Source organism: Rothia sp. ZJ1223 (assembly GCF_016900985.1).
GTDB lineage: Bacteria > Actinomycetota > Actinomycetes > Actinomycetales > Micrococcaceae > Rothia.
Genome location: NZ_JAFEUT010000005.1, coordinates 145,611 through 159,348, shown reverse-complemented (window position 1 = coordinate 159,348; position 13,738 = coordinate 145,611). Strand labels below are relative to the sequence as shown.

Below are 13,738 nucleotides of genomic sequence, written 5' to 3'. Positions count from 1 at the left end.
ACCAGGGAATAGAGCCCTCCAGAATACAATTAGGCTCCACCTACAGTTCTACAGGGTTTTACACAAAAATTCGCGCCAGGATTTCTTCAAGCGAAATCATGACGCAAATTTTACGCAGAAAATATTGCCTATCTAGCGTGAGGTGAGGGTCACCACAATTGCCTCAGGCGGGCAGAAGAGCCTCACCTGTGCGTAGCGTGAAGTTCCCAACCCGGCAGAAACGTGTACCGGCACACCACCTTGATAGCTCAAGCCTTTGGCTCGCGCAGGCGGCAAATCGCAGTTAGACACCAGCGCGCGTCCACCCGGCAAACATACCTGACCACCGTGCGTGTGACCGGCAAAGATCGCTTGGGCACCATCAGCAACAAACCGGTTCAGGGTTCGCAGGTACGGTGCGTGAGCTACACCTAAGCGCACCAACGGCGCAGGTTCGGTATCAAAGGCGGTGGGCGCAAACCCCGGATGCTTGTCATAGCCAATGTGCGGGTCATCAACCCCCGAGAACTCCAAACGCAACCCATCAATGCTCAGAGTTTCATAGCGGTTGATGAGGTCAACCCAGCCCCTGTTATCAAAAGCATCGTGCATTTCTTGGGTGGGAAGGGTAGCGACTTTTTCGCTCTCAGGTTTCTTAGAGGGTCCCACTAAATAGCGGAAAGGGTTCTTTTTGCCCGGTGCGAAATAGCAGTTAGAACCCGGCACGTACACACCCGGAAAATCAAAGAGCGGATCCAACGCATCCATCAGGGCAGGTAACCCGCTCATGTGCGAGAGATTGTCACCGGTGTTGATAACGAGGTTGGGTTCTAACGCCGCCAGCGAATGGATGAAGTCACGTTTGGTGCGTTGCCCCGGAATCATGTGCATATCTGAGATATGCAGAATCCTAAAGTCTGGGGTGCCTGCAGGTAAAACGGGTAGCGCTTCGTGGCGCACCGTGAAATTGGTGAGTTCGTAATACCGGGCATAGACTGCCGTGGCGGCACCCGCAACAACAGCTGTAGCGAGGGTAGCACCGGCTACCTTGCCCAGCTGTTCAGCAGATACCGCCACAGCAGAAGGTGAAGATGAGATCATACTTAGCCTAGACCCAGCACCTTATTAGAAGGCTGAGCGAACTTATCAGTGTTATAGCGTTTAGCGGTCTCGTTCATGTAACGCTGCCACTGGGTACCTGCGAAGGTTGCGCCATCAACGTAAGCACTGCGCTGGCCGTTGATTGACAAACCGTTGAGTGAACGGGAACCCTCTTGGAGGTTACCCACCCAGGACGCGGTAGAAAGACCCTTGGTGTAGCCCACCATCCAGGTCTGGGTGGAGTTATCGGTCGTACCGGTTTTAGCTGCTGAAGCATCAGGCAAGCCGATACCGCGCTGCCAGCCAGAACCATCGACCAGTACCTGCTTGAGTACGTAGTTCACGCCGTTCGCGACATCCTTTGAAATCTGTTCGGAGCAGGCGGGCTTGTACTCTTTCTTCACGCTACCGTCGCGGTTTTCAACCTTGGTGGTTGCCATAGGCTCACAGTAGACACCGTCGTTAGCGAAGGTCGCGTAGGCGGATGCCATAGTCAAGGGTGAAACCTCAATGGCACCGATGTTCGATGTCAGAATCTTGGGGTTGTAGGCGGTGTCGCCCGTCCACTGGTGAACGTGCAGTTTATCAGCCATCTCTTGGATATCGCACAAATCAGATTCGAAGACCATGCGGAAGAGGAAGGAGTTAATGGAGTTCTTCATACCGAAAGCAACTGTGCCCCACTGGCGGTAACCACCCTCAGCGTTCTGGAAGGTAAAACCCTCGGGTTTTTCGGTGAACCGGAAAGCTCCACCGTCGAGGCACTTGGCATTCCAGTGGGTGCTGGCGGGGTAGTTCAAAGCGGTGCCATCAATCACCTGATTGACGCTCTTGCCCTTATCTATCCAGTTCGCCAGAACCACGGGCTTGAAAGTTGAACCGGGCTGGAATCCGGTGGTTCCACCGTACTGGGGATCAACATTGTAGCTGTAGAGCGAAGTAGAGTGATCGTCCTTTGCATCAGCATAATCACTGTTCTGCGCCATCGCCTTAATGTAGCCGTTCTTGGGTTCAACAGAGACCAGAGCGGCGTTCACATCGTCGATATTGTTAGTAGAGGGCTGGGTAGCTTCCACTGACTTCTTCGCTGAATCCTGCGCGCGGGTATCAAGAGTTGAAATAATCTTGTAACCGCCACGGTAAATGCTGTTGATGCGGTCCTCTTCGGTAGCACCAAAGGATTCATCGCCGTAGAGCGCTGACATCACGTAGTTGCAGAAGTAGGCGTTTACACCTGCTGCTGAACATCCTGAGTCGGTGGTGTGAATATCGAGATCCAACTCTGAGTTCACTGCGTTGTCATACTCTTTTTGAGTGATTTTCCCATCGCGCAACATGGTGCCCAGCACTAAGTTGCGACGTTCTTTGGAGTATTCGGGGTTCTTATTGGGGCGGTACACGTTAGGTGCCTGTACCATACCGGCAAGCGTCGCTGCCTGAGCGGGGTTCAGCTCAGCAGCTGAAATACCCCAGTAGTAGTAAGCAGCAGCCTCAACGCCGTAGTTAGCGCCACCCAAGTTCACAATGTTGAGGTAGCCCTCAAGAATTTCGTCTTTGGATTTGTTTTCTTCCATCGAGATGGCAAGTTTCATCTCGATGATTTTCTCAACATACCCCTTATTAGCGCCCAAAGTTTCGGTGGCATCGCCGCCGGTCTGTTCAGCTGTATCAATGAGCAAGTTGTTCACGTACTGCTGAGTGAGAGTGGAAGCGCCCTGACGGTTGTTAGGACGAAGGATATTATTAACCAGCGCACGTCCAATACCGACGGGTGAAATAGCACCGTGATCGTAGAACTTACGGTCTTCAACCGCGATAATCGCGTCCTGCATGGGCTGCGAAATTTTATCGAGGGGAACCTCAGTGCGGTTCTGAGCGTAAAAAGTAGCTAGCTCCGTTTTACCGTCGGATGCGTACAGTACCGAGGGCTTCGAGAGCGGGCCGTCAGACATATTGTCGGGCAGTCCCTTGAACCAGTTGATGGATGAGGTAGCAGCCATGCCAGCGGCAGCTGTGGGCGGAACCAACAGACCGGCAGTGATAAAGCCTGCAATGATTGACAGCGCTACGAACTGCAATAAATCACTGGGCTTACGCTTTTTACGTACTTTCTTGGATGAGACCATTGCTCTAGTTTACAAGCCAAACGGAAAAAACACAGTCTTTTATTAGACCGCTCATAGACCGCTGGCTCACACCGGCAGACCTCCTAGTTCGCCCCGCAACAAATACGATGTTTTACCGCCTCTTGCACGGGTGTTTTCGTAAACGCGTGCCGGTGGGTTTAGGCTAGAGACATGGATAAATGGGAATACGCAACAGTGCCCTTGATGATTCACGCTACCAAGCGGATTTTGGATAGCTGGGGCGAAGACGGCTGGGAACTTGTCACTGTACTACCTGGTGCTGCGCCAACCGGTGCCGCACCCGCGGGTAACATGGTCGCTCCGACCCAGGGCAACCCGATCGCTTACTTCAAACGTAAGAAAAGCTAACACTAAAATATAGAACTCAACGGCCGACTCGCGTGTAGCGCGACCGGTCGTTGTTTTCCCTTAACACTTCCTGTACCAGAATCATTGTGAGAAAGCGTTATGACTCAGAACAGCACCGTTGAAAACCGTATTAAAGAACTGGGCTACACACTGCCCCAGGTTGCCGCCCCTGTAGCGTCCTACGTCCCCGCTGTTGTCAGTGGTTCGTACGTCTACACCTCGGGTCAATTGCCTTTTATCGATGGGGCTTTGCCAGAAACTGGCAAGGTTCATACTGAACCCGGTGGTGTGAACCCCGATGACGCTAAAAAGTACGCGGCGATGTGTGCTTTGAACGCTTTGGCTGCCGTGAAATCTGCGATTGGTGATCTTGACCGCGTGACCAAGATTGTTAAAGTAGTGGGTTTTGTATCATCGCACCCTGAGTTTACTGCCCAGCCTGCCGTCATTAACGGGGCTTCTGAGCTGCTGGGTGATATTTTCGGTGAGGCGGGTCAGCACGCCCGCAGCGCTGTTGGTGTGCCGGTGTTGCCCTTAGACTCACCGGTTGAAGTTGAAATTATTGTTGAGTATGTCTAAACCTGCTCTGTATACCGGTGCTCTGAAAACGGTGCCCCAGAAGGCTGCGGCGATGAGCACTGATACCGCCCGCATCGAGCGGACTGTGGCATCTGTTGAACGCATATTTGTACTGCCTCGATCGCAGCAAGACGCGGCGCGTACCTGGGTAGCAGAGGGCGGTGAACACGGCCCCTGCACCCTTAAAGCGGCAGGTGCCGTGATGTTTGTACGCGACGGTGCCAGCGGCATTGAAACCTTTATGACGTATCGGGTGAAATCTCCCATGGGCAGGCTGGCTTTCCCCGGCGGTCTAGCTATCGCATCTGATATTGCCCATCACCAGTGGATTGGCCCGAGCGAAACGCAGTGGGCTGAAAAAACCGGTGGCGACAATCCGCAGTTGGCACGTGCCGCCGTCACCACCGCCATCCGCGAAGTTTTTGAAGAAACCGGTCTCTTACTCGCTGGGACTAACGAGGTTAGCACCGTTGAGTCACTGAACGCGCACGAGATGATGAGCGTGCGACAGGCTATTTCTCAGCAAGAGAAAGATTTCATCGGCTACCTCGAAAGCCGCAACCTGAAGATGCGTACTGACCTGCTCAAGCCTGTGGGGCACTGGCACTCACCCGATTTCTTCCACAAGCGCTACGATTTGCACTACTTTGCGGCTGCTGTGCCCGTGGGGCAAAGCATTAACCTCTTAGAAGGCAAAGGGATTTGGGGTCGGTGGATTAGCGTCGGTGAGGTTCTCTCTAACACCACCAGCACCGCGCTGGGAGATGAAGTGGGGCAGGACGATACCGTCGGCAAGACCCTTCCTGAGCTGGTGAGTCCGGGAGTGATGTGCGCCCTAGAAGCAATGAACAACAGCTCAAGTGCCATCGCTTTCCTCTCCAAGAAACGCTCGGTTCAGGTGGTTAAACCTGAAACTAAGATGGCAGCCGATGGCACCTGCTATCTCAGCGTCAAGGACGCACCCGCCAAACCCGCGCGGTAGAGACCATTACTGCTTCAAGGAAAAAGAAGAGGGACGGTTCGCGATGAACCGCCCCTCTTTCTTTTAGGGTGCTCTTAGTACGCTATGAGTTTTAGCGTGAACGGTTGCGCAGACGCTGCAGATCAAGAATAACGACCGCGCGTGCTTCGAGGCGAATCCAGCCGCGTGATACGAATTCAGCCAGTGCCTTGTTCACGGTTTCGCGTGAGGCGCCAACGAGCTGAGCCAGCTCTTCCTGGGTGAGTTCGTGGGCAACGAGCACACCGTCGGTTGCGGGGCGACCAAAGCGGTCAGCTAGGTCGAGCAGTGCCTTTGCAACGCGACCGGGAACGTCTGAGAAGACCAGGTCAGCGAGGTTTTCGTTGGTGCGACGCAGACGGCGGGCAAGAGCCTGAAGAACCTGAGCTGAGATGCTGGGGGACTTCTCCATTGCCTTGCGCAGTGACTCGTGCTTGACACCTGCCAGGCGGGTCTCTGACACAGCGGTTGCGCTGGTTGAACGCGGTGAGGGGTCAAACAAAGCCATCTCGCCGAAGATTTCACCGGGGCCGAGAATAGCAACCAGGTTCTCGCGTCCGTCGCTTGCTGTGCGACCGAGCTTGATTTTGCCTGACACTACAAAGTACAGCTGGTCGCCGGGGTCGCCCTCGTAGAACAGAGTGGCACCGCGGGTCAGGTCAACTTCAGTGATGTCTTCGGTAAGGGCAGCGAATGCTTCATCGTCGAGCTGTGCAAACAGTGGGGCGCGGCGTAGAACTTCAATATCCACGTGTTGTTCTCCTATAAAACTACTAATAAACCTTTGTTGTGGTTACGAACCGATTGATAGGTGCTCGTAAGCCTCAAGCCACTCTGGTGAGTGTGACTTTTTCAATTACTATCGAGATTACCGCAAAAACGAGATAGTTACATCACCCTATCCTTAAATCAGCCGTGAGCTAGACTAAAATTTTAGGTTGCTGTGAGCGTTTTCCCCGCTTGCTGCACTACTATCGGGTGAACTGAGAGGGCATCATAGGGTGCCCCCGGCAAGGAGTCTAATGTTACAAGAGTTTACCTGGCTGGACGCGACCATAGCCGTGATCTTTTTGCTCTACTTCTTGGCGGGCATTAGGCGAGGTTTCTTCATCTCTTTAGGCAACCTTGCTGGCTTTATTCTTGGCGCCTTTGCGGCAATGTCAGTCACCGGCTGGGTAGTGCAACAGGTGCCTGAGGCATGGCACATTATTGCCGGTATCATCACCATTATTCTTTGCTTGGTGGTTGGTCAATGGCTCGGTTTTTTGTTGGGGCGCTCCCTGCGAGACCTCAGCGATAAAACGCCGCTTCGTTCCCTCGAACGTCTGCTCGGTGGCGTGTTGAATCTAGTGGTGGGCGCGCTGGTGCTGCTCATCATAATCCTTGCGCTCAAACCCTTGGGCGTTCCGGCAATCACCACTGCGCTGGGGCAGTCACAAATAGCGGTGGCTCTTGAACGCAACGTACCCCGTGCTGTCCAAGAGAAAATCAGTGAAGTACGCACGGAGATCATGGCGAACGCTTCGATTCCTGAAATTACATCACTAATGTACCCGCAGACGCCCCCGCCCACCGAACCGTTAGAAAACGCCAGCCTTGAAGAAGCCAGCCAGTCTGTGGTGCAGGTATTAGGAGCTGCAATCCATTGCGGATACACCTCAGAGGGGTCGGGGTTCGTCATCGCTGACAACACCGTAGCGACCAATGCCCACGTTGTAGCGGGCGTGACCGAACCGCTCGTCCAAGATCGGGGTGGGTTTACCTACCGCGGCGAGGTGGTTTACTACGACAAAACTAACGATGTCGCTTTTATACGGCTCACTGATGAACTGCCACTCGATGCGCTCCCTTTGGGCGGTGATGCGCCTTCAGGCACACCCGCATCCTTCATGGGGTACCCCGGCGGAGGTCCCTTCGACTCGCGTCCGGCAACCGTACAGGGCTTGGGCTACAGTCGTACCGTTGAAGCTAAAACCGGTGAAACCAGCGAATCACGTTTAGTTTATCAGCTAGCAGCTGAGGTGGAACAGGGTAGCTCGGGCGGACCGGTCTTCAATGAGAAAGGTGAGGTAATCGCGCAGATCTTCGCCACATCAACAGAGGGTAAAACCAGCGGTTATGCTATTCCTGCTTCTGTTTTGCAGGATGCGCTGGTGGGCTTGGAAAATTACACACAGCCGGTAGCTACCGGTCAGTGCCAGGTGCGCTAAAAGGCAAGAGCCCCCCAAGAAATTTGGGTCTAGGCGAGGTGCTGGGCGAGAAAGTCCACCGCCAGGGTGTAACCATAGGCACCAGCTCCGGCAATCACAGCAGTTGCTTGCGGTGAAATATAAGAGTGGTGGCGGAATGACTCGCGCTTGTGAATGTTACTCAGGTGTACCTCAACAACGGGCAGCTCGGCCGCTTCTAGAGCATCATGCAGGGCAACAGAGGTGTGGGTGTAGGCTGCCGGGTTGATGATAATAGCAACAGCCCTGGTGCGGGCACGCTGAATCTCATCAACCAGGGCGCCCTCGTGATTGGACTGGAAGAATTCAACATCGAAGCCGTGCTCGGTGCAGCGCTGGGTAACCTGCTGTTCGATATCTGCCAGGGTGGTGATGCCGTACACCTCAGGATTGCGGGTGCCTAAAAGGTTGAGGTTGGGGCCGTTGAGAACAAAAAGTGTGGGTGCCATAACCTTTAGTTTTTCATATTAAGAAAGCGGTACCCGGTATCTAGTGCCGATACCGGGTACCTTTTGTTATTCATCGTGCCCCTTGTCGGTGCGGTGAGCTCACCACAAACTCCCGTCAACCGTTCTATCAGCGGTGCAGATGAAGTCTAGATGCGTCTTCGCGCGCGTAGCTTTTAGCCCTTGTACTTTTCGACGATGACGTCCATGACAGTGGAATCTGCCAGAGTGGTGACGTCGCCGACGGGGCGGTTTTCTGCAACGTCCTTGAGCAGACGGCGCATAATCTTGCCGGAGCGGGTCTTGGGCAGTTCGGGCACAATCAGAACCTTCTTGGGCTTAGCAATCGGTGAGATTTCAACACCTACGTGAGCACGGATTTCTTCGGAGAGGGCTGCCTCGTCGTAGCCTGCTGCCACTGCTTCATCGGAAAGAATGACGAAGGCGATGACTGCCTGACCGGTAGTCTCGTCGGGCGCACCCACGACCGCTGCTTCTGCCACCTTGGGGTGGGTAATCAGAGCAGATTCAATTTCGGGGGTGGAGAGTCGGTGACCCGAGACGTTCATGACGTCATCGACGCGTCCGAGTACCCACACATCGCCATCGGCATCGCGCTTAGCGCCGTCACCTGCAAAGTACATGGACTCAAAGCGTGACCAGTAGGTGTCAACAAAGCGTTCGTCGTCACCCCAGATGGTACGAACCATAGAAGGCCAAGGTTCACGGACAACCAAGAAGCCTGACTGCTCATTGCCCAGGGTGTCACCCAAATCATCCACCACATCGACCTTGATACCGGGTACCGGCTGCTGTGCTGAACCGGGCTTAGCAACGGTGACACCGGGTAACTGAGAAATCATGATTGCGCCGGTTTCGGTCTGCCACCAGGTATCAACGATGGGGCACTTGTTGCCGCCAATGACGCGGTGGAACCACGTCCACGCCTCGGGGTTGATAGCCTCGCCCACGGTGCCCAGCACGCGCAGTGATGAGAGGTCGTACTCGCCGGGGATGTCCTCGCCCCACTTCATCATGGTGCGAATAGCGGTGGGGGAGGTGTAGAGAATGGTAACGCCGTACTTCTGCACGATTTCCCAGAAACGACCGCGGTGCGGTGAATCGGGGGTACCCTCGTAGATCACCTGGGTAGCGCCATTGACCAGCGGTGCGTAAGCAACATAGGAGTGGCCGGTGACCCACCCAACGTCTGCGGTACACCAGTACACATCGGTTTCCGGCTTGAGGTCAAAGATGTTCTTGTGAGTGTAGGCGCCCTGGGTGAGGTAACCACCGGTGGTGTGCAAAATACCCTTGGGCTTACCGGTGGTGCCTGAGGTGTAGAGAATGAAGAGGGGGTCTTCTGCGTTCTGGGCGCTGGGGGTGTGCTCGGTGGAGGCAGCGTCGAGAGCCTCATGCCACCAGATGTCACGACCCTCAACCCAGTCAATGTCTTCGCCGTTGCGCTTGACGACCACTACGTTTTCAACGGTGGTTTTGCCTGAGAGTGCCTTGTCAACGGCAGGTTTGAGCATGGAGGGCTTGCCACGGCGGAAAGAGCCGTCTGCGGTAACGACCAGCTTCGCCTCGCCGTCCTCAACACGTGAACGCACCGCGTCCGCTGAAAAGCCGCCAAAAATAACGGAGTGAACCGCACCAATACGGGCACACGCCAGCATGGTGATGACAGCTTCAGCAATCATGGGCAGGTATACGGCGACGCGGTCGCCCTTGGTGACGCCGAGCGCCTCAAAAGCGTTAGCTGCGCGGGATACCTCGTCCTTGAGCTGGGCGTAGGTGTAGGTTTTGGTATCACCGGGTTCGCCCTCAAAGTGAATAGCGACGCGGTCACCCAAACCGTTCTCAACGTGGCGGTCTACAGCGTTGTAGCAGGCGTTGAGTTCGCCGTCCTTGAACCACTTGGCAAAGGGAGGGTTAGACCAGTCGAGGGTTTCAGTAAAGGGCTTTGACCAGGTCAGCAGCTCGCGTGCCTGCTCCGCCCAGAACTCGGTGCCTTTTTCTTCGGCATGGGTATAAAGATCGGCAGTAGCGTTCGCCTGTGCAGCGAATTCTTCGCTGGGGGCGAAGGTGGGAGTCTCAGGCATAATGAAACCTTTCATGGTAATAAGTGAGCAACGTCTATGATGGGTGTCATGAAAAATGCGTTGAGTAAACCATAAACTAATATAGTGGTGTGTGTCATATTATGCGCGCGGTGTGTTGAAATTTTTTTGGGACGCACACCCCCACTCAACGCACCGAGTAGGCTTGAAGCTATGGGTAAAACAACAACCACCACGAGCGCAACACCGACCACTTCAGTGGCGTCAACACCCTCTTTGACCCCGCAAGAACACGCTCTTATAGAAATTCGCACCGTACCAGCTTTCACTGCTGAAGCCGCACGCAAACGCAGACAGCGCTCGCCCGAAACCGAGATCGGGCGCAAACGCAGAGTACGGAAAATCAACACCATTTTGGGGCAAACCTACCCCTACGCCGTTGCCGAACTAGACTTCGAGAACCCCTTTCAGCTGTTGGTTGCCACCGTGCTTTCAGCCCAAACCACCGATGTGCGCGTCAACTCGGTGACCCCCACCCTCTTTACCGCCTACCCTGATGCCGCTGCCCTCGCGTCCGCCCGCGCAGAAGACCTTGAAGACATCATAAAATCTCTGGGGTTCTACCGGGCGAAAACCCGCTCCATCATAGCGCTCGCCCAGCAGCTTGTAACGGAATGCGACGGGCAGGTTCCGGCTACCTTGAAGCAACTGGTTAAACTCGCCGGTGTGGGGCGCAAAACAGCCTTTGTGGTGCTGGGAAACGCCTTTAATCAACCGGGACTAACGGTCGATACCCACTTCGGACGCTTGGCACGCCGCATGGGCATGACCATAGAAAAAGACCCAGTAAAAGTGGAACGCGAGGTTGCTGCACTCTTTGAGAAAAAAGACTGGACGCAGCTTTCCCACCGGCTGGTTTATCACGGCAGACGTATCTGCCATGCCCAGAAACCGGCATGCGGTGTGTGCCCCGTTGCCGATTTGTGCCCTTCCTACGGTGAAGGCGAGACCGATGAAATAAAAGCGCGAAAGCTGATGAAATATGAAATGGCACCGGGAAGAGAAGGCCTGCATCTGAAGTTTCTTAAAGGCTATAGCCGCCGGCAACTACAAGCAGAAGGGTATTCTCTTGGATCTTAACCCCAAAGACTCGGATCGTGTTTCTCAGAACCCAGCCTCCGACCCCAAGGGTGCCGCGCTGGGGCAGGCGCGTGCTGATTTGTTGCGCCTGGTTCAGCACGACGTCACTGACTTCTCAGACTGCGAGCGCTGGAAAGTGGGTGAGGTCGATAGTGCTGTGAGCAGACGCGCTGCTGTACTGATTTTGTTTGGTGCTTTAGATGCTGAACCGGCGCGTACTTGGGTGGCGGGGAACGTAGCGGAGTATCTGGATGTCTTGGTGCTGGTGAGGGCTTCCTCTATGAGGTCTCATGCGGGGCAACCGGCTTTTCCCGGTGGCAAGATTGACCCTGAGGATTACGAGCGTGCTGAACGCGATGGCGTCCCCGTTTCTCACATTGCGGCGGTGCGTGAGGCTGTTGAAGAGACAGGGTTAGACCCGGAGGGTGTTGAGGTTTTGGGCGCAATTCAGGACGTACCGCTGCCTGTCTCTAACTTTCAGGTCAGCCCCATCATTGGATGGTGGTGTAAGCCCAGCCCGGTTGATGTGGTTGATCATCAGGAGTCATCGTTGGTGTTGCGCGTGCCTGTTGCTGATTTGGTGAACCCGGCTAATCGCCTGTACGCAACAATCTCATATCAAGGGCGAACGCACCGATCACCGGCATTTGATGTTGCCCAAGACGGCGAGACGTTTAGAATTTGGGGGTTCACCGGGGTGATCCTTGACAGGGTGCTGGACGCTCTGGGCTGGTCGGTGCCTTGGGACCAGCAGCGCAGTGAACCCGCCCCGATCAAGAACCGCAAGAGGGCACGTGTGCGTCATTGATGAGCTGAACATGACCCACACGTGCCCGCTCGACGCTACTTTGCCTTCGCGTAGTTATCGGTCGCTACCACCGTGACCGGAAAATCCACCGGTATCTGCCCGAAGAGCAGCTTTGCCGCGTCCTCGGCTGACTCCCTGACAATGCGCTCGCAGACCTTCGCCTCACGCTGCGGGCCGTAGAGCATGACTTCATCGTGCAAGAAATACACCAGGCGTGTTGAAAGGGCATGTCCAAAAAGTTTCTCTTCGCGCAAGCGCTTACGCATTTGCCCCATCCAGCACAAAGCCCATTCCGCAGCCGTCCCCTGCACTACGAAATTGCGGGTAAATCGCCCCTGCGACTTCGCCAAAGACTGTGCCTGCCGTTCAGACTCCGCCGTTGATGTATCACGCTGGGTAGCAAACCACGTGCTGGATGGAGCAGGCGAGGTGCGCCCCAAAAAGGTAGTCACCTGCCCACCGTGCTCACCCACAGAGGCAGCAGCCTCGGTAAATTCCATCGCCCGCGGAAAAAGCTTACGAAAGTGCGGCAGCAACCTTCCTGAATCTCCCGAAGTTGCACCGTACATGGCGCCCAACATGACGATCTTTGCCGCGTCACGGCTATCTAACGGCGAACCTGTACGCTCACCAATCTCAGCAATACCCGCGTACAAATCGCGCCCGCGCGCTGCCACCGCCAGCGCTTGATCTCCACTCATTGCCGCCAAAATACGGGGCTCAACCTGAGCAGCATCGGCAACAAGGAGAGTCATTCCCGCTTCAGCCTGTACTGCCTGGCGCACGTCCTTAGGAATCTGCATCGCACCGCCCCCGTGAGCACCCCACCTGCCGGTCACCACCCCGCCCACCTCATAGGACGGATAGAAACGGTTATCATGCACCCACGCATCCAGCCACGCCCAACCGTTAGCAGTGAACAGCCGGTGCAGCTTCTTGTAGCGCAGAATTGGCTCAATCAACTCTTGCCGACGGTAGCGTTCTTCTTGGCCTGTTGCCACATCAACCCACGCCACCAACTGCCATTTGCGGGTAGACTCCACCCGAATACCGGCATTGTGCATTGCTTTGAGCAAACTCGCCGGCGAATCAGGATTCACCTGAGGTGCCGCCAGACGCTGGGCAATGAGCGCCGCGCACTTTTCCATCTCGTAAGGACGCTCGTAGGCACCGGGGCGATTGCCCAGGGTGTGTGTGAGAAGTTGCTCGTGAATCTGCCGGTTCCAGGGCATGCCAAAGAACTTTATCTCCGCAGCAATAAGTGCTCCCTGGGATTCAGCTGCGGCTAAGAGCTTTAGCCGCCCTGCATGGGGCGCTGCTTCTATCGCGGTGAGCTGGGCGTGTAATTCGGTTGCTAACAGCGTAGCGCTGGGACGCGCGTCCGGGGACTTATCCGGTGCTGTGTCGAACAGGGAATCTTGCCCTAGCATCTGGGCAACCGGCGGAAGATGCCCAGAAGGTGCCTGTGGGCGCGGCTCAAGATTGTGGGTGGGTGAGAAGTCGACCTGATTCTGCGGGCGCGTGGCAGCCGTTGCAAGAATGCGCTGCACCAAGAGAAGGTCGTGGCAGCGTGCCACACTCACTCCTGCGGTGAGTAAAAGCGGGTAAATCTCAGTGGTATCAGCCCACGCCCATCGCACTGTTTGCGAACGGTTGCTTGAGGTGACCAGTCGTATAAAATCGGGTAGCTGCTCGGAGGAAAAAATCCGCCGCGTACCGCTGCCATCAGGCGTATACGTGATAGCCTCCCACATCACGGTGGCAGCGCTCTGATCTGCGGTGTCAGGGGCACCAATCACAATATACATAGTTTTATTATGGCGGTTTATGACGAATGCACAGAACCCCAACACCGCCCACTGTGGACACACGCTCAGAAACTCGGGCGTGTCACCTCAC

Annotated in this window: 12 protein-coding genes; 6 read left to right on the top strand and 6 right to left on the bottom strand. The window is 55.3% G+C overall.

Features of this window, described 5'->3' with window-relative positions:
- Positions 1 to 132: 132 nt before the first annotated feature.
- Both JTP09_RS08180 and JTP09_RS08175 read right to left on the bottom strand, forming a co-directional pair.
- A complete protein-coding gene (locus JTP09_RS08180; protein WP_204877959.1) occupies positions 133 to 1,080 on the bottom strand; it encodes a metallophosphoesterase in 948 nt (315 codons plus the stop codon).
- Between the two features lie 2 nt (positions 1,081 to 1,082).
- On the bottom strand, positions 1,083 to 3,206 hold the full coding sequence (locus JTP09_RS08175) for a transglycosylase domain-containing protein (protein WP_204877958.1): 2,124 nt from the start codon (positions 3,204 to 3,206) through the stop codon (positions 1,083 to 1,085).
- Between the two features lie 171 nt (positions 3,207 to 3,377).
- On the opposite strand from JTP09_RS08175, the gene JTP09_RS08170 reads away from it, so the two are divergent.
- From JTP09_RS08170 to JTP09_RS08160, 3 genes are all read left to right on the top strand, one after another.
- Entirely contained in the window at positions 3,378 to 3,575 is a 198-nt protein-coding gene (locus JTP09_RS08170; protein WP_204877957.1) for a hypothetical protein, read from the top strand.
- Positions 3,576 to 3,674: 99 nt separating this feature from the next.
- Positions 3,675 to 4,154: a RidA family protein gene (locus tag JTP09_RS08165; RefSeq protein WP_204877956.1), complete on the top strand. Its 480-nt coding sequence runs from the start codon at positions 3,675 to 3,677 to the stop codon at positions 4,152 to 4,154.
- Positions 4,147 to 5,136 carry an NUDIX hydrolase gene (locus tag JTP09_RS08160; RefSeq protein ID WP_204877955.1) on the top strand — a complete coding sequence of 330 codons (990 nt, stop codon included), beginning with the start codon at positions 4,147 to 4,149 and terminating at the stop codon, positions 5,134 to 5,136. The genes JTP09_RS08165 and JTP09_RS08160 overlap by 8 nt, the downstream gene beginning before the upstream one ends.
- Positions 5,137 to 5,227: 91 nt before the next feature.
- On the opposite strand, the gene JTP09_RS08155 is transcribed toward JTP09_RS08160, so the two are convergent.
- Positions 5,228 to 5,905 carry a Crp/Fnr family transcriptional regulator gene (locus JTP09_RS08155; protein ID WP_168614842.1) on the bottom strand — a complete coding sequence of 226 codons (678 nt, stop codon included), beginning with the start codon at positions 5,903 to 5,905 and terminating at the stop codon, positions 5,228 to 5,230.
- A 271-nt stretch (positions 5,906 to 6,176) separates the two neighbouring features.
- Between JTP09_RS08155 and JTP09_RS08150 the strand changes: the two genes are divergently transcribed.
- Positions 6,177 to 7,364, top strand: a complete 1,188-nt coding sequence (locus JTP09_RS08150) for a MarP family serine protease (RefSeq protein WP_204877954.1) — start codon at positions 6,177 to 6,179, stop codon at positions 7,362 to 7,364.
- 29 nt (positions 7,365 to 7,393) lie between these two features.
- Here JTP09_RS08150 and aroQ read toward each other — a convergent pair whose 3' ends face one another.
- Together aroQ and acs are read right to left on the bottom strand one after the other, a co-directional pair.
- A complete protein-coding gene (aroQ, locus tag JTP09_RS08145; protein ID WP_204877953.1) occupies positions 7,394 to 7,831 on the bottom strand; it encodes a type II 3-dehydroquinate dehydratase in 438 nt (145 codons plus the stop codon).
- 173 nt (positions 7,832 to 8,004) lie between these two features.
- Positions 8,005 to 9,948, bottom strand: coding sequence for an acetate--CoA ligase (gene acs, locus JTP09_RS08140; protein ID WP_204877952.1), 1,944 nt, complete (start codon positions 9,946 to 9,948; stop codon positions 8,005 to 8,007).
- 156 nt (positions 9,949 to 10,104) lie between these two features.
- Here acs and nth point away from each other — a divergent pair, with 156 nt between their 5' ends.
- Together nth and JTP09_RS08130 are read left to right on the top strand one after the other, a co-directional pair.
- Complete coding sequence (nth, locus tag JTP09_RS08135; RefSeq protein WP_204877951.1) at positions 10,105 to 11,031, top strand: endonuclease III; 927 nt, start codon at positions 10,105 to 10,107, stop codon at positions 11,029 to 11,031.
- Positions 11,021 to 11,839, top strand: coding sequence for a CoA pyrophosphatase (locus JTP09_RS08130; protein ID WP_239479082.1), 819 nt, complete (start codon positions 11,021 to 11,023; stop codon positions 11,837 to 11,839). The genes nth and JTP09_RS08130 overlap by 11 nt, the downstream gene beginning before the upstream one ends.
- A 35-nt stretch (positions 11,840 to 11,874) precedes the next feature.
- On the opposite strand, the gene JTP09_RS08125 is transcribed toward JTP09_RS08130, so the two are convergent.
- Positions 11,875 to 13,647, bottom strand: a complete 1,773-nt coding sequence (locus JTP09_RS08125; RefSeq protein WP_204877950.1) for a bifunctional 3'-5' exonuclease/DNA polymerase — start codon at positions 13,645 to 13,647, stop codon at positions 11,875 to 11,877.
- Between the last annotated feature and the right edge of the window lie 91 nt (positions 13,648 to 13,738).

Excerpts from the sequence above, each read along its gene's own strand:
- nth (WP_204877951.1), top strand. The coding sequence starts at position 10,105 with ATGGGTAAAACAACAACCACCACGAGCGCAACACCGACCACTTCAGTG.
- JTP09_RS08125 (WP_204877950.1), bottom strand. The coding sequence starts at position 13,647 with ATGTATATTGTGATTGGTGCCCCTGACACCGCAGATCAGAGCGCTGCC.
- JTP09_RS08180 (WP_204877959.1), bottom strand. The coding sequence starts at position 1,080 with ATGATCTCATCTTCACCTTCTGCTGTGGCGGTATCTGCTGAACAGCTG.
- JTP09_RS08170 (WP_204877957.1), top strand. The coding sequence starts at position 3,378 with ATGGATAAATGGGAATACGCAACAGTGCCCTTGATGATTCACGCTACC.
- JTP09_RS08175 (WP_204877958.1), bottom strand. The coding sequence starts at position 3,206 with ATGGTCTCATCCAAGAAAGTACGTAAAAAGCGTAAGCCCAGTGATTTA.
- JTP09_RS08160 (WP_204877955.1), top strand. The coding sequence starts at position 4,147 with ATGTCTAAACCTGCTCTGTATACCGGTGCTCTGAAAACGGTGCCCCAG.
- aroQ (WP_204877953.1), bottom strand. The coding sequence starts at position 7,831 with ATGGCACCCACACTTTTTGTTCTCAACGGCCCCAACCTCAACCTTTTA.
- JTP09_RS08165 (WP_204877956.1), top strand. The coding sequence starts at position 3,675 with ATGACTCAGAACAGCACCGTTGAAAACCGTATTAAAGAACTGGGCTAC.
- acs (WP_204877952.1), bottom strand. The coding sequence starts at position 9,948 with ATGAAAGGTTTCATTATGCCTGAGACTCCCACCTTCGCCCCCAGCGAA.
- JTP09_RS08150 (WP_204877954.1), top strand. The coding sequence starts at position 6,177 with ATGTTACAAGAGTTTACCTGGCTGGACGCGACCATAGCCGTGATCTTT.